The organism is Streptomyces daliensis (assembly GCF_054782395.1).
On sequence record NZ_BAAGSO010000054.1, the window covers coordinates 19,534 to 41,359 of the forward strand.

The window sequence follows — 21,826 nt, forward strand, 5'->3', positions numbered from 1 at the left end:
AGCGTACCCGTGCGGGGGCGTCCCGATCGCCTCCGCCCGTGACCGCTCTCTCCGCCCCTCTCCCCTCACCGTCCTCGTCCGCCCCTCCCCTCTCGACCTCACCTCTCGAACCGGTACCCCATGCCCGGCTCGGTGACGAAGTGCTTCGGGTGGGCCGGGTCGGCCTCCAGTTTGCGGCGGAGCTGGGCCATGTAGACGCGCAGGTAGTTGGTCTCGGTCCCGTACGAGGGCCCCCAGACCTCCTTCAGCAGCTGCTTCTGGCTCACCAGGCGCCCCGTGTTCCGTACGAGCACCTCCAGCAGGTGCCACTCCGTGGGCGTCAGCCGTACGTCCCTGCCCTCGCGGTGGACCTTCTTGGCGGCCAGGTCGACGCTGAAACCCTCGGTCTCGACGATCCCCTCCTCCCCCGCGGACGGCGCTGCGGGCTCGGCCCTGCGGACGGCGGCGCGCAGCCGCGCGAGGAGTTCGTCCATGCCGAAGGGCTTGGTGACGTAGTCGTCGGCTCCGGCGTCGAGTGCCTCGACCTTCTCGTCGGAGGTCTGACGGGCCGAGAGGACCAGGATCGGGACCCGGGTCCAGCCGCGGATGCCCCGGATGACGTCGACGCCGTCCATGTCGGGCAGGCCGAGGTCGAGGATGACGACGTCGGGGTGACGGTCGGCGGCGAGCCGGAGGGCTGTGGCGCCGTCGGGGGCCGCGTCCACCTCGTACTTCCGCGCCTTCAGATTGATCACGAGAGCGCGGACGATCTGCGGCTCGTCATCGACCACGAGCACCCGGTACATGAGTTGTCCTCTCCAGTTTTCGGTCCATCGGCGTGCGCGTGCGCACCCGAGCGGCGGGACGGCGGGACGGCGGGACGGCGGGACGATGGCTAACCGACAGGTCCGACGGGTCCGACAGGTCGCGGATACGGGCGCGGGGCACCGGCCTCGCGCGCGCGGCGGGGGTCGGGCGCGCGGCCGTGCGCCGCGCGCAGGGTGAGCACCATCGTCATGCCGCCTCCCGGTGTGTCCTCGGCGTCCAGCGTGCCGCCCATCGCCTCGGCGAAGCCCCTGGCCACGGCGAGTCCGAGGCCCACTCCCGTGCCGCGTGGGGCGTCACCGTAGCGCTGGAAGGGCTCGAAGATGCGGTCCTTCTCGCTGTCGGGCACGCCGGGGCCCCGGTCGGTGACCCGCAGCTCGACCCGGTCGGCGAGCGCGCTGGCCCGCACGAGGACCTTCTTGCCCTCGGGGCTGTACTTGGCGGCGTTCTCGACGATGTTGGCGACGGTGCGCTCCAGCAGCCCCGGATCGACGGCGACCAGGGGCAGCGCCTCGGCGAGCGCCAGCCCGACGGTGCCCTCGGGCAGCCCCCTGAGCGCCTTGGGGACGACCTCCTCCAGGCTGATCTCGCGGATGAGCGGGGCGAGGGTGCCGGTCTGGAGCCGGGACATGTCCAGGAGGTTGCCCACCAGGTTGTCGAGCCGGTCGGCGCCCTCCTCGATGGCCTCCAGGAGGTCCGCCTCGTCGGCCTCCGACCAGGCCACGTCGTCGGAGCGCAGGGAGCTGACGGACGCCTTGATGGCGGCGAGCGGGGTGCGCAGGTCGTGCGAGACGGCCGCGAGCAGCGCGGTGCGGATGCGGTTGCCCTCGGCCAGCTCGCGGGCCTGGTCGGCCTCGCCCTGGAGCCGCTGCCGGTCCAGCACGCCCGCCGCCTGCGCCGCGAAGGCGGCGAGGACCCTGCGGTCCTCGGCGGGCAGCACCCGCCCGGAGAGGACCAGCATCATGCGGTCGCCGACGGGCATGTCCACGTCGCCGTCCTCGGGGCGTACGAGGGCGCCGCCCGCACCCTCGCGCGCACCCGTTTCCGGCCCGGCCGGGCCCGCACTCACGCCCACGCTCCCCACGCAGGTCCAGCCCCCGCGGTCGCCCTCGCGCTCCAGGAGGGCCACCGACTCCATGGCGAAGGTCTCGCGCACCCGCTCCAGCAGCGCGTCCAGGGAGTCCTCCCCGCGCAACACGCTGCCCGCGAGGGCCGAGAGGATCTCGGACTCGGCGCGCAGCCTGGCCGCCTGCTGCGTGCGCCGGGCCGCGAGGTCCACGACGGAGGCGACCGCGACGGCGACGCCGAAGAAGACGGCGAGGGAGACGATGTTGCGGCCGTCGCTGATGGTCCAGGTGTGGGTGGGCGTGGTGAAGAAGTAGTTCAGCAGCCCCGAGCAGACCGCGGCCGACGCCAGCGCGGGCAGCAGGCCGCCCACCATCCCGGCGGCGACGGTGAGGACGAGGAAGAGCAGGACGTCGTTGGCGAAGCCGATGCCCGGGTCGAACGCCGTCATCAGCAGCGTCAGCAGCGCCGGGCCGCCGAGCGCGGTGAGCCAGCCCCAGATGACGCGGGAGCGGCCCAGCCGGGTGCCCCGCGCGACGGGCAGCCCTCGCCCCTTGGCGACCTCCTCGTGGGTGACGATGTGGACGTCCAGGTCGGGGCCCGAGTCCCGCGCGACGGTCGTGCCCACGCCGGGCCCGAACATGTACTGCCACGTCTTGCGGCGCGAGGAGCCCAGGACTATCTGGGTGGCGTTGACGCCGCGCGCGAAGTCGAGCAGGGCATCGGGGACGTCGTCGCCGATGACGTGGTGGTAGGTGCCGCCCAGGTCCTCGACCAGGGTGCGCTGGAGGGCCAGCTCCTTCGGGGAGGCCGAGGTCAGGCCGTCGGCGCGGGCGATGTGGACGGCGAGGATCTCGCTGCCCGAGCCCTTCGCCGCCATGCGCGCGGCGCGGCGCACGAGCGTGCGCCCCTCGGGGCCTCCGGTGAGCCCGACGACGATGCGCTCGCGGGCCTGCCAGGTGGAGCGTATGCGGTGGTCGGAGCGGTACTGCTGGAGGTACTCGTCCACCCTGTCGGCCGTCCACAGGAGAGCCAGCTCGCGCAGTGCGGTGAGGTTGCCGGGGCGGAAGTAGTTGGAGAGGGCCGCGTCGATGCGGTCGGAGGCGTAGATGTTGCCGTGCGCCATGCGGCGGCGCAGCGCCTGGGGCGACATGTCGACCAGCTCGATCTGGTCGGCACGGCGCACCACCTCGTCGGGCACCGTCTCGCGCTGGCGCACGCCGGTGATCGACTCGACCACGTCGCCCAGGGACTCCAGATGCTGGATGTTGACCGTCGAGACGACGTCGATCCCGGCGTCCAGGATCTCCTCGACGTCCTGCCAGCGCTTCTCGTGCCGGGCGCCCGGCGCGTTGGTGTGCGCCAGCTCGTCGACGACGGCGGCATCGGGACGGCGCGCGATGACGGCGTCCGTGTCCATCTCGGTGAGCGTGGTGTCGCGGTACGTGTATGTGCGCCGGGGGATCTGCTCCAGACCGTGCAGCATCACCTCGGTGCGGGGGCGGTCGTGGTGCTCGACGAGGCCGACGACGACGTCGGTGCCCCGTTCGAGGCGCCTGTGCGCCTCGGACAGCACCGCGTACGTCTTGCCGACACCGGGTGCCGCCCCGAGATAGATCCGCAGCTTTCCGCGCCGCGGCTGCCGTGCTGACGCCATGCCCTCATTGTCACCGCTGACGGGCGCGCATCCTGCTCTGGGCGGGTGCGGGGACGTCAGGGTTGCGTATGGATCGCGCGGGCGCGGGGCGCGGCGACGGGGTCGGCGGGGGCGGCCACGGGGGCGGCGTCCGCCGGGGCGGGGCTCTCGCCGCTCTCCTGCGCGGGGACCGGCGCGACCCCGGCCCCGGCCCCGGCCCCGTCCCCGGCACGGCTCTGCGGCTCCGTCGCCTCCAGATAGGCCAGCAGGCCCCGCAGATGCAGCCTGCGCGGCCCGTACGTCTCCGGGTCCTCGATCAGCTCCCGTAGCCAGGTGGCGGCCAGGGCGCCCTCCCCCGCCGTCAGCATGTCGTCCAGCAGCCGCAGTTCGAAGCGCTCCGGCGGCTGCGGCAGGGCGAGCGCGGCCCGCCACAGCTTCCTCGCCGCCTCGCTCTCGCACATGGCAGCCAGCTCCTGCGCGAGATCGCCGTAGGAGAACCAGCCGAGTACGGGATGGCTCTCGGCCGTGCTCACCAGGTACGGAACGGCGAATCTGCCCTCGACGGTGGCGAGGATCCGCAGCCCGCGCAGGACGTCCTCGCTCTTCGCCGTGGGGAGGGCGACGAGTTCGCGGGCCAGCCGGCAGACCGCCTCGTCGGTGGCCGGGTCCTCGTGCGCCTTGAGCGCGTCCAGCGTCGCCCTGAGCCAGTCCGAGTCGATCGCCAGCCCCTGCGCCTCCCGCCAGATGTCCTCCAGCAGGGGTGCGGCTTCCTTGCCCTCCGTCTTGAGCAGTACGGCGGCGGCGTCCCTGTAGTACGGCCGCGTCATGTTGGGCGTGCGCAACGCGAGCGCCGCCAGCTCCCCGGCCTCCTCGCGGGCCCCGGCGTCCAGCAGCGCCCCCGCCATCACGGCCCGGTCCATTCCGCAGAGCCCGTGCCCGCGCCCCGTCAGCTCCATGAGCGTCTCCACGGCCCCGGCCCCCTTGATCTTGAGCCAGACGGCGACCGCGTAGCCGCTCCCCAGGAAGCCCCAGCGGTGGTCGCCGACGATGCGCTCGACCCGCTCCATGAGCTCTTCCGTGCCGCCCAGCCCCGTCACCGTGTCCAGGAGCCTGGCGGCGAGCCAGACGTGATGGCCGACGTCCGCTCCGCTGCGCTCGAAGGCCGCCAGCACGTCGTCCCTGGCCGCTTCTCCGCGCACCCTGACCAGGGTCTGCGCGGCCTCGCAGGCTCTTCCCGTCGAGAGCACGGGAGCACGCAGCACCTCGGCGGCGAGGCGCGCGGCGGCCTCGGACTGGCCCTGCTTCTCCAGCGCCTTGGCGACGGCGCTCCTGCCCCGCTGGTCGGACGCGGCCCTGGCGCCCGTCAGCTCCATGACCTCCGTGGCCGCTCCGGCCCCCTTCGCCTTCAGCCACGCCTCCACGGCACGCTCCAGGTCGGACGGGCCCGCCCAGGGCATCGTCAGCACCCGCCGTGCCATCTGCGCCGTGTCGTCACGGAAGCCGAGCGCCTCCAGCGCCTCGACCGCCCTGGACAGCCGGTAGCAGTCGACGTCGGGCTCCTCCGCGAGGGACCAGCACCGTTCCCGTACCGCCTCCCTTGCACCGTCCCCGAGCGCACAGGCGACGCGCGACGCGTGGGGCAACATGCCGTGGATCCGCGGCAGTACGTCCCGCAGCAGCCGCTCGGCGGTCTCCGCGCGCCCGGCGCTGCTGAACGCCTCCACCGCGAAGAGACGGCACCCGGCCTCCAGGGTCTCGGCCGAGGCGATCCGCTCCAGCCGCCCCAGCACCCCGGGGAGCCGGCCGAGCGCACCCAGCACCTCGAACGCCTTCTCGCGGTCCTCGAAGTCCAGCGCGTTCCGCCCGATCGCCTCCAGCCGGTCCAGTACGGCAGCGCGGTTCGGCTCCCCGAAGGGGACGCCCTCGGCCAGCAGCAGCCCCGCCAGCAGCGGTCGTTCGTGGCCCCCGGAGGCCCCCGTGAGGAGGTGTTCCGCGATGCGGTCCGCTTCGCATTCGGGGCGCTCGGACCACATGCAGAAGACGAACAGCGCCAGCGTGCGCTCGTCCCCGTTGAAGGCGCGGCGTATCCAGACCTCCGCTTCGGGGAAGTCGGGGGCTATCAGCCCGGCGTACGACTGCGCTGCGATGAACTCGGCGAAGGAGTGGTGCAGGAAGCGGTAGTCGTCCTCCTCGGTGACCAGCAGCCCCGTCCCCTGGAGGAACTCGGCGACCTCGTTCTCCCAGCCCGGCAGCCGTGGCCGCTCCCCGTCCCGCGCGCGCAGCCACTCCAGCGCCGCCTCGGCGAGGGAGCCCTCGCCCTCCAGGCGGCACCGGCCCAGTACGCCCAGGAGTTCGCGCTTGTGGTCGTCGAGCCAGAGGTGGAAGTCGCGGCGTTCGGGGTCGTCCCCGTAGCGGCGGCGCAGCGCGGTGCGGGCCTTGGTGCCGGAGTCGCCACGGGTCAGCAGGTGCTCGCAGAAGCGCTGGTAGAGGCTCAGACGGCTGGTCGGCAGCGGCCGGGCGGGATCGACGGTGGCGTTGACGGCGGCGAGCGTCGCGAGCAGCGGGTTCTGGACGAGTTCGTGGAGGCGGCCGTCCTCGGTCTCCTTGAGGAAGCGGTCGGCGGCAGAGCGGGCCCGCGCGGGGCGGTCCGGGTACTGGGCAGCGAACCACTTGCCCGCGAAGTCGCGCAGCTCGGCCGCTGCGAAGGGCTCCATGCCGTACGCGCCGACCAGGGAGCCGCGCAGGGGGGCGAGTTCGGCCTCGGGGAGCGGGCGGCTGGTGATCACGAAGCGGTAGTCGCTGCCGGTGCGGGCGTGCTGCGCGATGGTGCGGATGACGGCGGTGCGCGCTTCGCGGTCGGCGATCTCGTCCAGACCGTCGACCAGGACGAGCCACCGTGCGCCCATCACCCGTCCGGTGAACAGCGCGGGGTCCGGGTCGGCGACGAGGCTGCGGCCCAGGCTCCTGCGCACGGCCTGGCACAGGACCGCGCTCCACGAACCGCTCTGGTCGACGAGGGTGCGCGCGGCGATGCGCACGGGGACGACGGGCTCGTCCAGCGGGGCGTTCAGGCTGCTCTCCTCCCCCATCCAGACCCGGGAGAGGGTCCAGGCGAGGTGGCTGGAGAGCGTCGACTTGCCCGCGCCCGGCTCGCCGGTGATCAGCAGATGCTCGTGGTCCGCGAGCGCGTCGGAGGCGGAGGTGACGGAGTCGGGGCCGGAGCCCTCCTCGGCCCGTGCGGCGCTGCTCCGGCGCGGATCGCCGCCGTCGACCCCTGGCACGTCGGCGTGCGGGGCGCCTGCGGTGTCGCGCGCGACGGGGCGCACCCGCTGCCGCACGTAGACCGCGGACAGCGGGGGCTCCTCGACGCCGAGCATGTCGTAGGGCAGCCGCTCGACGGACTTGCTCTGCGCCTCGGTCAGGTTGCGCACGGCGAGCGTCGGCACCGGGATGTCCGCCCAGGAGGTGAGCCGGGGCGCCTCGGCGGCCTCCCGCGCGACGGAGGCGCGGTCCCTGGCCTCCTTCGCGCGCCGCCACAGCGGTTCGACGGCGGCGGGGTCCTTGCGCAGCCCTGCCGCGAGCGCCCGTACGGCCTCGATCCGGAAGAAGTGGGTGGCGTTGTGGATGCCGTAGACGACGTTCCTGGGGACGATCTCCGCGCGGACCAGCGCGTTGGGGGTCTCGTACCCGGCGTCGGCCATCGCCTGGCGCAGCCACTCGGCCAGTTCCTCGAGTTCCGGATAGCGCTCGGGCCCGCCGTTCTTCGGCGGACGGCCTCCTGGCATGCGGTCCCGTCCCGTCGGTCGGTTCGGTGGATCGATCGGATCTGATGAGTTTCCCGCAGTTTCCTCCCTCTGGAGGGAAACTCGCACGCCTTCGCAGAGTGGGAAGCGGCCCGTCCGGCCACCGTCCGCACCGCGTGCACCGCATGCGCCGCATGCGCCGCACCGCACCTCCCCGGGAGACCTCGATGGGACCGCTCGACACCCTGCACCCCGCGCTGCTCGCCGCGCTGACGGTGCTGCCGACCACCGCCGCGCTGCTGCGCGCCTGGCTGCGGCACCGCACAGCCGTACACCTGGAGCGCGAGCACACGCTGCGGGTGCGGCTCGCCGTGGAGGGGTCCGACACGAAGGACAGGGCCGAAGTGGTGCGGGCCTGCGCCCGGTTGGAGGCGGCATCGCGGGGGACCGCGCCGCAGGGACCGGCGTCGCGGGGACCCGCGTCCCGTGGACCCGCTTCGCGCGCCGCGCCCGCGCCACGGCGGCGTCTGCCCGGAGTGCGGGGGCCCTGACGTGGTCCGCGTACCGGTCCTTCCCAGGTGCCGCGTTCCGCTGCATGATGTCGGGCGCGTCACATGAGAGAACAGCGTTCGCCATACGGAACACGTCACGTCGCAACGGACCGTCATACGGACACGACCCCACTCCGGGAGACGCCTGCCATGAACCGACGCCAGCTGCTCCTGCGCGCCACCGCTCTCGCCGCCACCGCGCCCCTCGCCACCGCGCCGCACGCCCTGGCCGCCGCGGCGGACCGCGCGGCGCCCGCCGCCGCCCCCTCCCCCCAACTGCCGTCGCGCGCCCGGATCGTGGAGGCCGCCCGAAGAGCCGCCGACCACTGGATAGCCGCCCACACCGACCCCGGCGACAACAAGTGGGCCCGTGCCACCTTCTTCAGCGGTCTGCTGACGCTGTACCGGCTCACCGGCGAGGCCCGCCATCTGCGCTACGCGCGCTCCTGGGCCGAGAAGCACGGCTACGGCCTCAACGGCGGCGTCACCACCCGGCACGCCGACGACCACAACGCGGGCCAGGCGTATCTGGACCTGTACGCGCTCGACGGGGCCCCTGACCCGGCGAAGATCGCCGCGATCGAGGAGTCCCTGCACCGCATGGTGTACACCGACCGGCCGGACAAGGACGACGACTGGTGGTGGGACGACGCGCTGCACATGGCCCTGCCGCCCTTCGTCCGCCTCGGCGAACTGCGCGGCGACCGCGGCTACGCGGAGAAGGGCCACAGGCTCTACACGCACACCAAGAGCGTCCAGGGCGGCCCCGGCCTCCACGACACGGCCTCCGGCCTCTGGTACCGCGACGACCGCTTTCTGCCCGGCGGCATCGTCTCGCCCTCCGGCAGACCCGTGCTGTGGTCACGGGGCAACGGCTGGGTCACCGGAGCACACGTCAAGGCCCTCAAGGCGCTGCCGGGCAGCGCGCCGCACGCCGACGAGTACCGCGCCACGCTCACCCGGCTCCTCGCCGCCGTACGGGCTGTCCAGCGCGGCGACGGCTTCTGGAACGTCAACCTCGGCGACCCCGCGCACCTGCCGGGCCCCGAGACGAGCGGCACCGCGTTCTTCACCTACGGCACGGCCTACGCCGTGCGCGCGGGCCTGCTCCCCCGCGCCGAGTATCTGCCGGTCGCGGCCCGCGCCTGGAACGGGATGGTGGCCACGGCGCTGCACTCCGACGGGTTCCTCGGCTATGTGCAGGGCGTGGGCGACCGGCCCGAGTCCAGCCAGCCGGTCACCCGCGACACCACGTCCGACTTCGGCGTCGGCGCCTTCCTGCTGGCCGGTACGGAACTGGCCGCGCTGGCCTCCTGACCCGTCACGTCGTGCGCGCGGGGCCGTACCCGGCCGCCCTCACTCCTCCGCGAGCCGCCGCACCGCCAGGTTGAGCTGGAGCACGTTGACGTGCGGCTCGCCGAGGAAGCCCGCCGTGCGGCCCTCGGTGTACTGGTCGACGAGCCGCTCCACCGCGCCCTCGGAGAGGCCGTTGGCGCGGGCCACGCGGTCGGTCTGGATGCGCGCGTAGGCGGGCGAGATGTGCGGGTCGATCGCGGAAGCCGAGCCGGTGACCGCGTCCTTGGGCACCTCGGAGGCGGGGACGCCGTTGAAGCGGGCGACCTCGGCCTTCGCCTTCCTGACCGCCTTCACCAGGGTCGGGTCGTCGGCGCCGAGCTGGCTGGACCCGGTGGCCAGGGGGTCGTAGCCGCTATGGGATGGGCGGGGCTGGAACCACTTCGGGTCCGGCTTCCCGTCCTTCTTCCCGCCCTTGTTCCAGGACTGGCCGATCAGCGCGGAGCCGACCTGCTTGCCGTCCTCCTCGACGACGGAGCCGTTGGCCTTGTCGTGGAAGGCGGCCTGCGCCACCCCCGTGACGGCCAGCGGGTACAGCAGTCCGCAGACGACGGTCAGTACGAGCAGCGCGCGCAGCGCGGCCCAGCCCAGCCGTGCGGAGTTCCTCACGGAGACGTTCACTTCGGTCACCCCACACCCGGGATCAGCGTGATGAGCAGGTCGATGAGCTTGATGCCGACGAACGGGGCGACGAGGCCGCCGAGCCCGTAGACGGCGAGGTTGCGCCGCAGCAGCCGGTCAGCGCTGCTCGGCCGGTAGCGCACCCCGCGCAGGGCGAGGGGCACGAGCGCGACGATGACCAGCGCGTTGAAGATCACGGCGGAGAGGATCGCGGACTCGGGCGAGGCGAGCCGCATGATGTTGAGCGTGTCCAGGCCCGGATAGGCGACGGCGAACATCGCGGGGATGATCGCGAAGTATTTGGCGACGTCGTTGGCGATGGAGAACGTCGTCAGCGCGCCCCGGGTGATCAGCAGTTGCTTGCCGATCTCCACGATCTCGATGAGCTTGGTCGGGTCGGAGTCCAGGTCCACCATGTTCCCGGCCTCCTTGGCGGCCGAGGTGCCGGTGTTCATGGCGACGCCGACGTCCGCCTGCGCGAGCGCGGGCGCGTCGTTCGTCCCGTCGCCCGTCATCGCGACGAGCCTGCCGCCGGACTGCTCCCGCTTGATGAGGGCCATCTTGTCCTCGGGGGTGGCCTCGGCGAGGAAGTCGTCCACACCGGCCTCCTGGGCTATGGCCTTCGCCGTCAGCGGGTTGTCCCCCGTGATCATGACGGTGCGGATGCCCATGCCGCGCAGTTCGGTGAAGCGCTCGCGCATCCCGTCCTTGACCACGTCCTTGAGGTGGATGACGCCCAGCACCCGCGCGCCGTCCGCGTCCTCGCGGGCGACCAGCAGCGGGGTGCCGCCCGCCTCGGCGATCTCCTCGGCGAGCGCCCGTGCGTCCTCCGCGACGGTGCCGCCGCGCTCGGTGACCCACGCGATGACCGAACCGGCAGCGCCCTTGCGGACCTTGACGCCGTCCAGGTCCACGCCCGACATGCGGGTCTGCGCCGTGAAGGGCACCCACTCGGCGTGCTCCAGCTCGCCCTGGTGACGCTCGCGCAGCCCGTACTCCTCCTTGGCCAGCACGACGACGGAGCGCCCCTCCGGGGTCTCGTCGGCCAGCGAGGAGAGCTGGGCCGCGTCGGCGGTCTCGGCGGCCGTGGCGCCGCGTACGGGCACGAAGGCGGCTGCCCTGCGGTTGCCGAGCGTGATGGTTCCTGTCTTGTCCAGCAGCAGCGTGGACACGTCGCCCGCCGCCTCGACGGCGCGGCCCGAGGTGGCCAGCACGTTGCGTTGCACGAGCCGGTCCATGCCCGCGATGCCGATGGCCGAGAGCAGCGCGCCGATCGTGGTGGGGATCAGGCAGACGAGCAGCGCCGCGAGGACGACGAGGGACTGCTCGGCGCCCGCGTAGACCGCGAAGGGCTGGAGGGTGACCACGGCCATCAGGAAGATGACGGTGAGCGAGGCCAGCAGGATGTTCAGCGCGATCTCGTTCGGCGTCTTCTGCCGCGCGGCGCCCTCCACCAGGGAGATCATCCGGTCGATGAACGTCTCGCCTGGCCGCGTGGTGATCCGTACGACGATCCGGTCCGAGAGCACCTTCGTGCCGCCCGTGACGGCCGAGCGGTCGCCGCCCGACTCGCGGACGACGGGGGCCGACTCGCCCGTGATCGCGGACTCGTCGACGGAGGCGACGCCCTCGACGACGTCGCCGTCGCCGGGGACGATGTCGCCCGCCTCGCACACCACGAGGTCGCCGACGCGCAGTTCGGTGCCCGCGACGGTCTCCTCGGCGCCGTCACCGGGAGCGGCGCCGGAACCGCTCCCCGTGCCGGAGCCGCCCTCGGCCCCGCCCGTGAGTCGGCGCGCGACCGCGTCGGTCCTGGCCCGGCGCAGCGTGTCGGCCTGCGCCTTGCCGCGGCCCTCGGCCACGGCCTCGGCGAGGTTGGCGAACAGCACCGTCAGCCACAGCCAGGCCGTGATGACCCAGCCGAACCAGTCGCCCGGGTCCGCGATCGCCAGCCCGGTCGTGACGACCGAGCCGACCTCGACCACGAACATGACGGGCGACTTCACCATCACGCGCGGGTCGAGCTTGCGCAGCGCGTCGGGCAGCGACCGCAGCAGTTGCCCCGGGTCGAACAGCCCGCCGCCGACGGCTCCGCCGGGGCCGCGCCGGCCTCCGGCCGAAGGGGGCGCCTCGTGCGCGTCCTCCGGTGCGGGACGTACGGGGGTCGTGGTGCTCATCAGGAGAGTCCTTCCGCGAGCGGCCCGAGCGCGAGGGCCGGGAAGAAGGTGAGACCGGTGATGATCAGGACAGCCCCGACCAGCAGCCCGGTGAACAGGGGTTTCTCGGTGCGCAGCGTCCCCGCGGTGGCGGGCACGGGCGTCTGCCGGGCCAGGGACCCGGCCAGGGCCAGCACGAACACCATCGGCAGGAAGCGGCCGAGCAGCATGCACAGCCCGATGGTGGTGTTGAAGAACGGGGTGTCGGCGCCGAACCCGGCGAAGGCGCTGCCGTTGTTGTTGGAGCCCGACACATAGGCGTAGAGCACCTCGGAGAAGCCGTGCGGGCCGACGTTGGTCATCGCCTTCTCGCCGTCGGGCAGTGCCATGGCGAGCGCCGTGCCGCCGAGGGCGAGCGCGGGCGTGACGAGGAGGTAGCAGGCCGCGAACTTGATCTCGCGGGTGCCGAGCTTCTTGCCCAGGTACTCGGGCGTACGGCCCACCATCAGCCCGGCGACGAAGACCGCGATCACGGCCATGACGAGCATCCCGTAGAGCCCGGAGCCGACCCCTCCGGGCGCGATCTCGCCCAGCATCATCCCCAGCAGGGTGACGCCGCCGCCGAACGCGGTGAAGGAGTCGTGGAAGGAGTTGACGGCCCCCGTCGACGTCATCGTCGTCGAGACGGCGAACAGTGAGGAGGAACCCTCGCCGAAGCGCTGTTCCTTGCCCTCCATGGCGCCGCCCGCGAGCTGGGCCGCCGTGCCGGGGTGCGCGTACTCCGCGACGGTCACCGCGACGACCCCGGCGAACCAGATGACGCCCATGGCCGCGACGATCGCGTAGCCCTGCCTCACGCTGCCGACCATCTTGCCGAAGGTGCGCGGCAGCGAGAACGGGATCAGCAGGATGAGGAAGATCTCCAGCAGGTTGGAGAAGCCGTTGGGGTTCTCGAAGGGGTGCGCCGAGTTGGCGTTGTAGAAGCCGCCGCCGTTGGTGCCCAGCTCCTTGATGGCCTCCTGGGAGGCCACGGCACCGCCGGTGAGGTGCTGGGTGCCGCCGGAGACGGTGGAGATCTCGTGGGGCCCGGCGAAGTTCTGCACGGCGCCCGTGGCCACCAGCACGATGGCGGCGACGAAGGCGACGGGCAGCAGCACGCGCACGACGCCGCGCGTCAGGTCGGCCCAGAAGTTGCCCAGTTCACCGGTGCGGGCGCGGGCGAAGCCGCGCACGAGCGCGACGGCGACGGCCATGCCGACGGCGGCCGAAACGAAGTTCTGCACCGCGAGCCCGGCCGTCTGGGCGAGATGGCCCATGGCCGACTCGCCCGCGTACGACTGCCAGTTGGTGTTGGAGACGAAGGAGGCGGCGGTGTTGAACGCCTGGTCGGGCGAGATGGGCGCGAAGCCCAGTGACAGCGGCAACACGTCCTGGAAGCGCTGCACCGCGTACAGGAACAGCACGCCGACCAGCGAAAAGGCCAGCACGCCGCGCAGATAGGCGGGCCAGCGCATCTGCGCTTCGGGGTCGGCGCCGACGCAGCGGTAGATCCAGCGCTCGACGCGCAGATGGCGGGGGGAACTGTAGACGGCGGCCATGTAGTCGCCGAACGGGCGGTGCGCCAGGGCGAGCGCGGCGACGAGCGCGGACACCTGGAGCACATTCGCGGTGACGGGGTTCATGAGGGCCGCTCAGAACCTCTCCGGGAAGACCAGGGCGAGGGCGAGGTAGCCCAGCAGGGCGACGGCCACGACGAGGCCGACGACGTTCTCGGCACTCACAGCTTGTCCACTCCCTTGGCGATGAGGACCACGAGCGCGAACACCGCGACCGTGGTGGCGACGAAGGCCAGATCGGCCATCGCGGACTCCTAGGTGATGTCGTAGTTGCTGACGTCACCCAGGAGAACCCCTGTTCAGGGCACACGCGCCGTTCATTGACGCCCCCCATACGCGCGGATGGGCGCTCTTGACGGTCCTCATACGAGGGGAGTGGCAGGGCCCACACAAAAGCCGCTGGGCGGCTCCCCTGGAGGGAGCCGCCCAGCGGCATGTGGTCCTACGTTCCCGGCGGTCAGCGGACCTCGGAGATCTCCGGGCCGCGCTGGAGCTTGTCGAGGCCGCCCGCGAAGCGGGAGCCCTCCTCGACGGTCTCCTGCTGGACACCGTCGGGCACCATCTGCGCGTCGTCCGGGAGCTTCAGGACGATCGGGTCACGGGGCGCCATCGGCGCTTCACCGCGCACGATGACCGTGTCGCGGAAGATCTGCTCCAGCAGCCCCGCGGTCTTCGGGTTCACCGCGCCCTGGCCCGAGATGACCCCGCGCAGGAACCAGCGCGGGCCGTCCACGCCGATGAAGCGCACGACCTGCACGCCGTTCGTGCCGTCGGGAAGCTGCACCGGCACCTGGGCGCGCAGCTCCCAGCCGAGCGGGCCCTCGGTCTCGTCGATGACGCCACCCTGCTGGGTGATGCCCGAGGCGATCTCCTCGCGCACCTCGTCCCAGATGCCCTCGCGCTTGGGCGCCGCGAACGCCTGGAGCTGGACAGCGCTGTCCTGGAGGACGATGGTGGCCGCGACGATCGCGTCGCCCGCGACCTCGACCCGCAGTTCCATGCCCTCGACGCCGGGCACGTACAGGCCGCCGAGGTTGACCCGGCCCGTGCTGGGCTCGGTGACCTCGGTCAGGTCCCAGGGGCCGTCGGGGCGGGGAGCGGGCGGCAGCTTCACGCGCTTCTCCTCGCCGCTGTCGGCGGCGGCCTTCGCGCTGTCCTCCGTGCTGTCCTCGGCGCCCTGTGCCGTCTCGAACTCGTCCGAGGCGCCCGGCTCAGGCTCTTCGCTCTTCTTGCGACGACGTCCGAACACGTCACTGTCCTCTCAGGTCGGAATGCCGGTCGGCACCGACCGGAACGTATTCACTCTGCTGCTGTGCGGCTGCCGCGTGGCCGCCCGTGGAGCCGAATCCCCCTGCGGCCCGCGCCGAGCCGGGCAGCTCCGCCACCTCGTGGAAGCGCACGTTCTCCACCTGCTGGACGACGAGTTGGGCGATCCGGTCGAACCGCTCGAACCGCACGGACTCGCGCGGATCGAGATTGGCCACGATCACCTTGATCTCTCCACGGTACCCGGCATCCACCGTTCCAGGTGCATTCGGAAGGGATACTCCGCAGCGCGCTGCGAGCCCGGAACGGGGGTGCACGAAGGCCGCGTAACCCTCAGGGAGCGCGATCGAGACGCCCGTGGGCAGCACCGTCCGCTCACCGGGCGCCAGCTCGGCGGGCTCCGTCGTGACGAGGTCGCAGCCCGCATCGCCGGGGCGCGCGTAGGAGGGCACGGGCACCTCGGGGTCGAGGCGGCGCAGCAGGACGTCGACGGGGGCTCTGGTCACGGGTTCACCTCGAAGGCGCGGGCGCGGCGTACCTGGTCGGGGTCGGACATGGCGGCCTGGATCTCCTCGTTCCGCCCGTTGTCCAGGAAGTGCTCGACCTTCACCTCGATGAAGACGGCGTCGGCCCGCACCGCGACGGGCCCCTCGGGGCCTCCGATACGGCCCGTGGCCGAGCAGTAGATCTTCCGTCCGTGCACACCGGTCACCCTGGCGTCCAGATGCAGCACCGTATCGACGGGAACCGGAGCTACGAACTCCGTCTCCAGGCGTCCCGTCACCGCGATCACGTGCATCAGCCAGCCGAGGGAGCCCAGCGTCTCGTCCAGGGCCGTGGCCAGCACGCCGCCGTGGGCGAGTCCCGGCGCTCCCTGGTGCGCGGTCCTGACGGTGAACTCCGCCGTCACGTTCACGCCCTCGCCCGCGCGCGCCTCCAGGTGCAGGCCGTGCGGCTGCTCGCCGCCGCAGCCGAAACACTGTGCGTAGTGGGAGCCGAGAAGTTCCCCGGGCGCGGGCGCCTCGGGGTGGCGGACCGGCGCGACGGCGTCGTCGGGCGGTACCAGAGGGGTCTTCGAAGGTTGGGCAGCACTCACGTGTGCAGACCCTACCGCCGTGACGGGCGCCCCGAGGCGACGTGCCAAGCTTGATGCCATGGTTCCTCCGGTCACGCCGTACGACGAACGTCTCACCGCGCCCCGTTCCTGGTGGCTCCTCGTCGCCCTGGTGGGCGTCGCCATGGCGCTGACCCTGCTGCCCTTCGGCACGCTGCCGATGCTCGGCGGCCTGGTGGCGGGCGCCGCCGTGTGCGCGGTGCTCGTCAGCGCGTACGGCTCGGTGCGAGTGCGCGTCGTGGCCGGTTCGCTGGTCGCGGGGGACGCGCGCATCCCGGTCACGGCGCTGGGCGAGGCGCACGCGCTGGACGCCGAGGAGACCCGGGCCTGGCGCACGTACAAGGCGGACCCGCGCGCGCACATGGTGCTGCGCAGCTATGTGCCGACGGCGGTCCGGATCGAGGTCACGGACCCGTCCGACCCGACGCCCTATGTGTACGTCTCCACGCGCGAGCCCGAGCGGCTGATCAGCGCGCTGGCGTCGGAGCGCGAAGCGGCTGCCTGAGAGCGGGACCCGGTCCGCGCGGCCGGGCGCTCTGTGCGGGCGGCGTCGCGGTACGGGCCCTGTGCGGGCGTGTGAGGCGCCGGTGGCTCCGGGATGAGGGCCAGTCCTAGGAGTCAGTTCTCCGGGCGCTGGGAGGGCGGCAGGCCCTTGGCGCGGCGGCCCTCGACGGACCGGCTGGAGCGGCGGCCCTTGGCGGGGCGCTCGGTGCCCTGCGGCAGCGCCTCCCACGGGACGGCCGTACCTCTGAGGTCCGCCCTGACCTTGTCCGCGACCTTCTTCGTGTCGCGCCGGTTCATCACGGCGCCGACCGTGGCGCCGACCATGAAGGGCGCGAGGCTGGGGAGGTTGCGGAAGGTGCGTTTCATGATCTGCTGACGCAGTTCGCGCTTCATCTGGCCGCCCAGCGCCGCGTTCAGCGAGGTGGGCTTGCCGATGTCGATGCCGCGCTCGGAGGTCCAAGCGCCCAGATACGCCTGGGTCCGCTGGGGAAGCGTGCCGGGCGCCCTGCGGCCGTAGACCTCGTGCAGCTCCGCGATGAGCTTCAGCTCCACGGAGGCGACGCCGACGATCTCCGCCGCGAGTTCGGCGGGCATCGCGGGCGGTACGGGGAGCATCGCCGCCGCGCCGACCCCGGCGCCCACCGTCGCCGAGCTGTTCATCGCCCCGGCCACCAGCTTGTCCGCGATCTCCTCGGGCCCGAGCCCGGGGAACTGGCGGCGCAGCGTCTCCAGATCGCGTACGGGGATGCGGGGTGCCGTCTCGATGAGGCGGTCCGCGATGACGCCGAAGAAGGCGCGCACCTTCCCGCTCCTGCTGGACCTGCCGAGCCGGTCCCCCGCGTCTTCCGGGGAGCTGCTCTCCGTTGTCGCCCCACCACGGGATGCCGCCCCACCACGGCGTCCGCGCAGCCGCGAGAGTCCGCGGCTGCGCTCTTGTGCCGGCACGAGCGAGGACGGCTGGTCGGGCTCGCCCCGCTCGTCGTCACGTGCGTCGTCCACCGCCACCGACGGCTTCCCGGTCAGGCCGCGCAGTCGCGGCAGATCGGCTGGCCGTTCTTCTCGTCAGCGAGCTGCGAGCGGTGGTGCACGAGGAAGCAGCTCATGCAGGTGAACTCGTCCTGCTGCCTGGGCAGCACCCGGACGGACAGCTCCTCGTTGGAGAGGTCCGCGCCGGGGAGTTCCAGGCCCTCGGCCTGCTCGAACTCGTCCACATCGACGTTGGACGCGGACTTGTCGTTCCTCCTGGCCTTCAGCTCCTCGATGCTGTCTTCATTGACATCGTCATCGGTCTTGCGTGGGGTGTCGTAATCCGTTGCCATTTCGCTCTCCCCCTCTGGGTGTCTGCGGTGTCTCAGCGCACGTAACGCGTGAGAGGCCGGACTTGTGCCCGACCTGAGGCGGAGATTTTGCCTCACATCAAGGTCTGTTACTCAATCGACACCCAACCGCACCCCTGAAGAGGTGATCGCGTCGGCTGTCGAGGAGAACCATAGACGCCCACTGGTCGCGCTTCGCGCACACCATCTCGGGTACTGCCCATGATCTCCACCTGCGGAAACCTGGATTTACCCGGATTTCTTCCCACTATGCGATCACCCTGCGTACACCGCTGGAAAATAGCGTGTGTGATCGATCACAAGGCTTTCGAAGGGGACCCGGGCCGGAAAAAATTCCGCACAGAGCGAACTTTTCGCGGCCCGTTCCGGGCCTCCGGAGCCGGTTTCCTGGCTTCCGGAGCCGGATGATCTCAGACGGGCAAGGAGACCCGCATCAGGAGCCCCCCTTCTTCGCGAGGCTCCGCCGTGACCGTGCCGCCGTGCGCGCGGGCCACGGAGCGGACGATCGAGAGGCCCAGACCGACGCCCTTGTCGCTGCCCGTGCGGTCGCTGCGCAGCCGTCTGAAGGGCTCGAAGAGGTTGTCGATCTCGTAGGCGGGGACGGCGGGCCCGGTGTTCTCCACCGTCAGGACCGCCTGCCCCGGCTGCGCGTACGTGCTGACAGAGACCCATCCGCTCTCCCGCAGGTTGTAGCGCACGGCGTTCTGCACCAGGTTCAGTGCGACGCGCTCCAGGAGTACCCCGTTGCCCTGTACATAGGCGGGCTGCCGGACACCGCGCAGTTCGACGCCCTTCGTCTGGGCCTCCCCACGCGTCTGCTCGACAGCCTGGTTCGCCACCTCGGAGAGGTCCACGGGCTTGCGGTCCACGATCTCGTTCTCGCTGCGCGCGAGCAGCAGCAGGCCCTCCACGAGCTGCTCGCTGCGCTCGTTCGTCGCCAGCAGCGTCTTGCCGAGCTGGTGCAGCTCGGGGGACGCGTCCGGGTCGGCGAGCTGGACCTCCAGCAGTGTGCGGTTGATCGCCAGCGGCGTCCGCAGCTCGTGCGAGGCGTTGGCGACGAAGCGCTGCTGGGCCGTGAAGGCGCGGTCCAGGCGGTCCAGCATCTCGTCGAAGGTGTCCGACAGCTCCTTCAGCTCGTCGTCCGGGCCCTCCAGCTCGATCCGCTTGTGCAGGTCCGAGCCAGCGACCTGGCGCGCTGTGCGGGTGATGCGGCCGAGCGGCGCCAGCACGCGGCCCGCCATCACGTACCCGAAGGCGAAGGCGGCCACCGCGAGCCCCAGCAGGGCCAGCAGGGAGCGCCGCAGGAGCTGGTCCAGGGCGAGGGCGCGCTGGGTGTCCGTGCAGTCCGCGAGGCGCTGCATGAAGACCTCGCTGGGCAGCGTGCCCGTCAGCCCCGGGCAGGAGTCCGAGGTGAGCTGCGCGTTGGCGTTGAGGATGCGGAAGGGGAGCTGGCTGCCCTCGTGCAGCGCCTGGGCGGCGAGCAGATAGATGATCGTGAGCAGGACCATGCCCGCGATGAGGAACATGCCGCCGTAGAGCAGCGTGAGCCTTATGCGGATCGTGGGCCGCAGCCAGGGGTACGGGCGGGAGGGCTCGCGCGGGTCCCAGGTGGGCTTGGGCGGGGCCGCGCGCACCTGGGTGTGCCCGTTGGCGGGCTGCGCGGTCTGCCCGGCAGCCGGAGGGCCGTCGGGGGCCGGGGGCCGCTGGGGCCCGGGGGGCGAGGTGGAGGCTGCCATGGCGATCAGATCCGGTATCCGGCGCCGGGAACGGTGACGATCACCGGAGGCTCGCCGAGCTTGCGGCGCAGCGTCATCACGGTGACCCGGACGACGTTGGTGAACGGGTCCGTGTTCTCGTCCCACGCCTTCTCCAGCAGCTGCTCCGCCGAGATGACGGTGCCCTCGCCGCGCATGAGCACCTCCAGGACGGCGAACTCCTTGGGCGCTAGCTGGATCTCCTTGCCGTCGCGGAAGACCTCGCGGCGGTTGGGGTCCAGCTTGATGCCCGCGCGCTCCAGCACGGGCGGCAGGGCCGTGGTCGTGCGCCGCCCCAGTGCCCTGACCCGGGCGATCAGCTCGGAGAAGGCGAAGGGCTTGGGGAGATAGTCGTCGGCGCCGATCTCCAGACCCTCGACGCGGTCGCTGACGTCCCCGGAGGCGGTGAGCATGAGCACCCGGGTCGGCATCCCCAGATCGACGATCTTGCGGCAGACGTCGTCACCGTGCACGAGGGGGAGGTCGCGGTCGAGCACGACGACGTCATAGTCGTTGATGTCGATGCGCTCCTGGGCCGCGGCGCCGTCGTAGACCACGTCGACCGCCATGGCCTCCCGGCGGAGGCCGGTCGCCACGGCATCGGCGAGTAGCTGCTCGTCCTCGACGACGAGTACGCGCACTGCGCTGTCCTTCCCTCGGTGTGGTGTGGGGGCGCCACCGCGTGCGCGGCCGTTTACAGGGGGTTCCGGCTGATGACCTGGGCGGCCGCACACGGGGGGTGTCGGCCTCCATCCTGCCCCGAAGCTCGATAAATCGGCTGTAAGGGCCCTGCCGTCGCGGGGATTCTCGGATTTTTCAGGGGCGTTGAGGTTTCCCTGAGATTCGTGGTGGGGAGGACGAGTGCACACCCGAGATCACGCCCTCCAGGCGGCATGCCTCGCCAGCCGCACCACAGTTGCCTCCGGGCAGCGCAGCAGGGACCACGCCGTGACCGGGACGACCGGAACCCTCGGCACATCCCCGTGCCACCGACCCACGACGAGGGGGCGCACCATGGACGCGTTCACCGCAGGGCTGCTGCAACGCATAAGGAACACCGAGTCCGAAATGCACCACGCGCGCGAGTCGGGCGACGACTTCCTCGCGGAGGTCGAGCAGGCCGAGCTGGAAGATCTGCACCGCCTCGCCGCCGAGCACGGCGTCCAGGTCGGCAGCAGCGCCACCGCTCCGGCCTGACGAAGCCCCCGGGCCCCGACGAGGCCCTGGCCCACCCACCTCACGTTTCCCCGCTCCGTACGCGCCCCGTCCGTGACCCGAAGGGGTCCGGCACGGCGCGAGCGGCGCATCCCGTACGTCGCCGGGCCCCTGGAGATCTCTCCCGGGGCCCGGTCGCATGCCCGCGTACGGTCCGGAGCCCGGGGACGGGCGGGGCCCCGGACGCCGTGGTCGGTCGTCAGCCGTTCAGTCGTGCCAGGCGCCCAGGTCGTCCAGGAGCGGCTGGAGGGAGCCGAAGACGCCGGGGGACGCCGCGACGGTCAGCTCGTTGCCCGGCGCCTCGCCCGGCCGGCCGCCGGTGAGGGCCCCGGCCTCGCGTGCGACGAGGTCGCCGGCCGCCAGGTCCCAGTGGTTCAGCCCGCGCTCGTAGAAGCCGTCGAGCCGTCCCGCGCCGACGTCGCACAGGTCGATCGCCGCCGACCCCGAGCGCCGGATGTCGCGGACGCGCGGGACGATCTGCCGCACCGTCTCGGCCTGCGCCACGCGGCGCTCGGCGAGATAGCCGAAGCCCGTGCCGATCAGGGCCTGGTCCAGCGGCGGCGAGGGGCGGCACTGGATCGGCTTGGCGTTGAGGAAGGCCCCGTGGCCCAGTGCGGCGCGGAACGTCTCGCCGCGAGGGGGTGACTCGACGACGCCGACCACCGCCTCGCCCTCGTACTCGGCCGCGATGGAGACGGCCCAGTTGGGCAGTCCGTAGAGGTAGTTCACGGTGCCGTCGAGCGGGTCGATGACCCAGCGGACGCCGCTGCTGCCTTCGGAGGAGGCGCCCTCCTCCCCCAGGAAGCCGTCGTCGGGGCGGCGCTCGGAGAGATAGCCGGTGATCAGCTTCTCCGAGGCGAGGTCCATCTCGGTCACGACATCGACGGCGCTGGTCTTGGTGGCGGCGACGCCGAGGTCGTCGGGTCGCCCGTCGCGCAGGAGGACACCGGCCCGGTGGGCCGCCTCCAGGGCGAGTTCGAGGAGTTCGGCCTTCAACTGGTCGAGCTGGTCGCTCACGTCTCTCCTTGCTCGATCGTCGTACTGCTCGGGCTCGGTGCTCGGGCTCGGTGCGGGTCTGTCGTGGTGCTCGT

19 protein-coding genes are annotated in these 21,826 nt (G+C 72.2%); 4 read left to right on the forward strand and 15 right to left on the reverse strand.

The window, feature by feature from the left end:
• Window positions 1-98 precede the first annotated feature (98 nt).
• The 3 genes from ACYVOO_RS11065 to ACYVOO_RS11075 all read right to left on the reverse strand — a co-directional run bounded on the left by ACYVOO_RS11065 (window position 99) and on the right by ACYVOO_RS11075 (window position 7,290).
• On the reverse strand, window positions 99-785 hold the full coding sequence (locus ACYVOO_RS11065; RefSeq protein WP_461015481.1) for a response regulator: 687 nt from the start codon (window positions 783-785) through the stop codon (window positions 99-101).
• 89 nt (window positions 786-874) lie between these two features.
• Complete coding sequence (locus tag ACYVOO_RS11070; protein ID WP_461015482.1) at window positions 875-3,526, reverse strand: ATP-binding protein; 2,652 nt, start codon at window positions 3,524-3,526, stop codon at window positions 875-877.
• Between the two features lie 56 nt (window positions 3,527-3,582).
• Complete coding sequence (locus ACYVOO_RS11075) at window positions 3,583-7,290, reverse strand: NACHT domain-containing protein (RefSeq protein ID WP_461015483.1); 3,708 nt, start codon at window positions 7,288-7,290, stop codon at window positions 3,583-3,585.
• Window positions 7,291-7,475: 185 nt separating this feature from the next.
• Here ACYVOO_RS11075 and ACYVOO_RS11080 point away from each other — a divergent pair, with 185 nt between their 5' ends.
• The gene (locus ACYVOO_RS11080; protein ID WP_461015484.1) at window positions 7,476-7,799 is read left to right on the forward strand and encodes a hypothetical protein; all 324 of its coding nucleotides are present in this window, start codon (window positions 7,476-7,478) and stop codon (window positions 7,797-7,799) included.
• 150 nt (window positions 7,800-7,949) lie between these two features.
• Entirely contained in the window at window positions 7,950-9,116 is a 1,167-nt protein-coding gene (locus ACYVOO_RS11085; RefSeq protein WP_461015485.1) for a glycoside hydrolase family 88 protein, read from the forward strand.
• A 39-nt stretch (window positions 9,117-9,155) separates the two neighbouring features.
• Here the strand turns inward: ACYVOO_RS11085 and kdpC are convergent, their stop codons facing one another.
• The 7 genes from kdpC to ACYVOO_RS11120 form a co-directional block, all read right to left on the reverse strand.
• Window positions 9,156-9,773, reverse strand: a complete 618-nt coding sequence (gene kdpC / locus ACYVOO_RS11090; protein WP_461015486.1) for a potassium-transporting ATPase subunit KdpC — start codon at window positions 9,771-9,773, stop codon at window positions 9,156-9,158.
• 5 nt (window positions 9,774-9,778) lie between these two features.
• Window positions 9,779-11,950: a potassium-transporting ATPase subunit KdpB gene (gene kdpB, locus ACYVOO_RS11095; RefSeq protein WP_461015487.1), complete on the reverse strand. Its 2,172-nt coding sequence runs from the start codon at window positions 11,948-11,950 to the stop codon at window positions 9,779-9,781.
• Window positions 11,950-13,611: a potassium-transporting ATPase subunit KdpA gene (gene kdpA, locus ACYVOO_RS11100; protein ID WP_461015488.1), complete on the reverse strand. Its 1,662-nt coding sequence runs from the start codon at window positions 13,609-13,611 to the stop codon at window positions 11,950-11,952. The genes kdpB and kdpA overlap by 1 nt, the downstream gene beginning before the upstream one ends.
• 9 nt (window positions 13,612-13,620) lie before the next feature.
• The gene (gene kdpF / locus ACYVOO_RS11105; protein WP_453346659.1) at window positions 13,621-13,710 is read right to left on the reverse strand and encodes a K(+)-transporting ATPase subunit F; all 90 of its coding nucleotides are present in this window, start codon (window positions 13,708-13,710) and stop codon (window positions 13,621-13,623) included.
• Between the two features lie 292 nt (window positions 13,711-14,002).
• On the reverse strand, window positions 14,003-14,794 hold the full coding sequence (locus ACYVOO_RS11110) for a DUF3710 domain-containing protein (protein WP_461015489.1): 792 nt from the start codon (window positions 14,792-14,794) through the stop codon (window positions 14,003-14,005).
• A gap of 1 nt (window position 14,795) precedes the next feature.
• The gene (gene dut / locus ACYVOO_RS11115) at window positions 14,796-15,317 is read right to left on the reverse strand and encodes a dUTP diphosphatase (protein WP_461015490.1); all 522 of its coding nucleotides are present in this window, start codon (window positions 15,315-15,317) and stop codon (window positions 14,796-14,798) included.
• The gene (locus tag ACYVOO_RS11120; RefSeq protein WP_453346662.1) at window positions 15,314-15,907 is read right to left on the reverse strand and encodes a PaaI family thioesterase; all 594 of its coding nucleotides are present in this window, start codon (window positions 15,905-15,907) and stop codon (window positions 15,314-15,316) included. Before ACYVOO_RS11120 ends, dut begins: the two co-directional genes overlap by 4 nt.
• A 58-nt stretch (window positions 15,908-15,965) precedes the next feature.
• Here ACYVOO_RS11120 and ACYVOO_RS11125 point away from each other — a divergent pair, with 58 nt between their 5' ends.
• The gene (locus ACYVOO_RS11125) at window positions 15,966-16,430 is read left to right on the forward strand and encodes a DUF3093 domain-containing protein (RefSeq protein WP_453346663.1); all 465 of its coding nucleotides are present in this window, start codon (window positions 15,966-15,968) and stop codon (window positions 16,428-16,430) included.
• Window positions 16,431-16,543: 113 nt separating this feature from the next.
• On the opposite strand, the gene ACYVOO_RS11130 is transcribed toward ACYVOO_RS11125, so the two are convergent.
• From ACYVOO_RS11130 to ACYVOO_RS11145, 4 genes are all read right to left on the reverse strand, one after another.
• Window positions 16,544-17,428 (reverse strand): hypothetical protein, encoded by an 885-nt coding sequence (locus tag ACYVOO_RS11130; RefSeq protein ID WP_461015491.1) that lies wholly within the window; start codon window positions 17,426-17,428, stop codon window positions 16,544-16,546.
• 20 nt (window positions 17,429-17,448) lie between these two features.
• Window positions 17,449-17,748 (reverse strand): DUF4193 domain-containing protein, encoded by a 300-nt coding sequence (locus ACYVOO_RS11135; RefSeq protein ID WP_453346665.1) that lies wholly within the window; start codon window positions 17,746-17,748, stop codon window positions 17,449-17,451.
• Window positions 17,749-18,176: 428 nt separating this feature from the next.
• Window positions 18,177-19,502: a sensor histidine kinase gene (locus ACYVOO_RS11140; protein WP_461015492.1), complete on the reverse strand. Its 1,326-nt coding sequence runs from the start codon at window positions 19,500-19,502 to the stop codon at window positions 18,177-18,179.
• 5 nt (window positions 19,503-19,507) lie between these two features.
• The gene (locus ACYVOO_RS11145) at window positions 19,508-20,161 is read right to left on the reverse strand and encodes a response regulator transcription factor (protein WP_453346666.1); all 654 of its coding nucleotides are present in this window, start codon (window positions 20,159-20,161) and stop codon (window positions 19,508-19,510) included.
• A gap of 373 nt (window positions 20,162-20,534) precedes the next feature.
• Between ACYVOO_RS11145 and ACYVOO_RS11150 the strand changes: the two genes are divergently transcribed.
• On the forward strand, window positions 20,535-20,717 hold the full coding sequence (locus ACYVOO_RS11150; protein WP_453346667.1) for a hypothetical protein: 183 nt from the start codon (window positions 20,535-20,537) through the stop codon (window positions 20,715-20,717).
• 225 nt (window positions 20,718-20,942) lie between these two features.
• Here ACYVOO_RS11150 and ACYVOO_RS11155 read toward each other — a convergent pair whose 3' ends face one another.
• Window positions 20,943-21,752 (reverse strand): inositol monophosphatase family protein, encoded by an 810-nt coding sequence (locus ACYVOO_RS11155; protein ID WP_453346668.1) that lies wholly within the window; start codon window positions 21,750-21,752, stop codon window positions 20,943-20,945.
• Window positions 21,753-21,826: the final 74 nt, after the last annotated feature.

Bases quoted from the DNA above. Each gene is read 5' to 3' on its own strand.
- kdpA (WP_461015488.1), bottom strand. From the start codon at position 13,611: ATGAACCCCGTCACCGCGAATGTGCTCCAGGTGTCCGCGCTCGTCGCC.
- ACYVOO_RS11065 (WP_461015481.1), bottom strand. From the start codon at position 785: ATGTACCGGGTGCTCGTGGTCGATGACGAGCCGCAGATCGTCCGCGCT.
- ACYVOO_RS11150 (WP_453346667.1), top strand. From the start codon at position 20,535: ATGGACGCGTTCACCGCAGGGCTGCTGCAACGCATAAGGAACACCGAG.
- ACYVOO_RS11135 (WP_453346665.1), bottom strand. From the start codon at position 17,748: ATGGCAACGGATTACGACACCCCACGCAAGACCGATGACGATGTCAAT.
- ACYVOO_RS11140 (WP_461015492.1), bottom strand. From the start codon at position 19,502: ATGGCAGCCTCCACCTCGCCCCCCGGGCCCCAGCGGCCCCCGGCCCCC.
- ACYVOO_RS11085 (WP_461015485.1), top strand. From the start codon at position 7,950: ATGAACCGACGCCAGCTGCTCCTGCGCGCCACCGCTCTCGCCGCCACC.
- ACYVOO_RS11075 (WP_461015483.1), bottom strand. From the start codon at position 7,290: ATGCCAGGAGGCCGTCCGCCGAAGAACGGCGGGCCCGAGCGCTATCCG.
- ACYVOO_RS11125 (WP_453346663.1), top strand. From the start codon at position 15,966: ATGGTTCCTCCGGTCACGCCGTACGACGAACGTCTCACCGCGCCCCGT.
- ACYVOO_RS11070 (WP_461015482.1), bottom strand. From the start codon at position 3,526: ATGGCGTCAGCACGGCAGCCGCGGCGCGGAAAGCTGCGGATCTATCTC.
- kdpB (WP_461015487.1), bottom strand. From the start codon at position 11,950: ATGAGCACCACGACCCCCGTACGTCCCGCACCGGAGGACGCGCACGAG.
- ACYVOO_RS11080 (WP_461015484.1), top strand. From the start codon at position 7,476: ATGGGACCGCTCGACACCCTGCACCCCGCGCTGCTCGCCGCGCTGACG.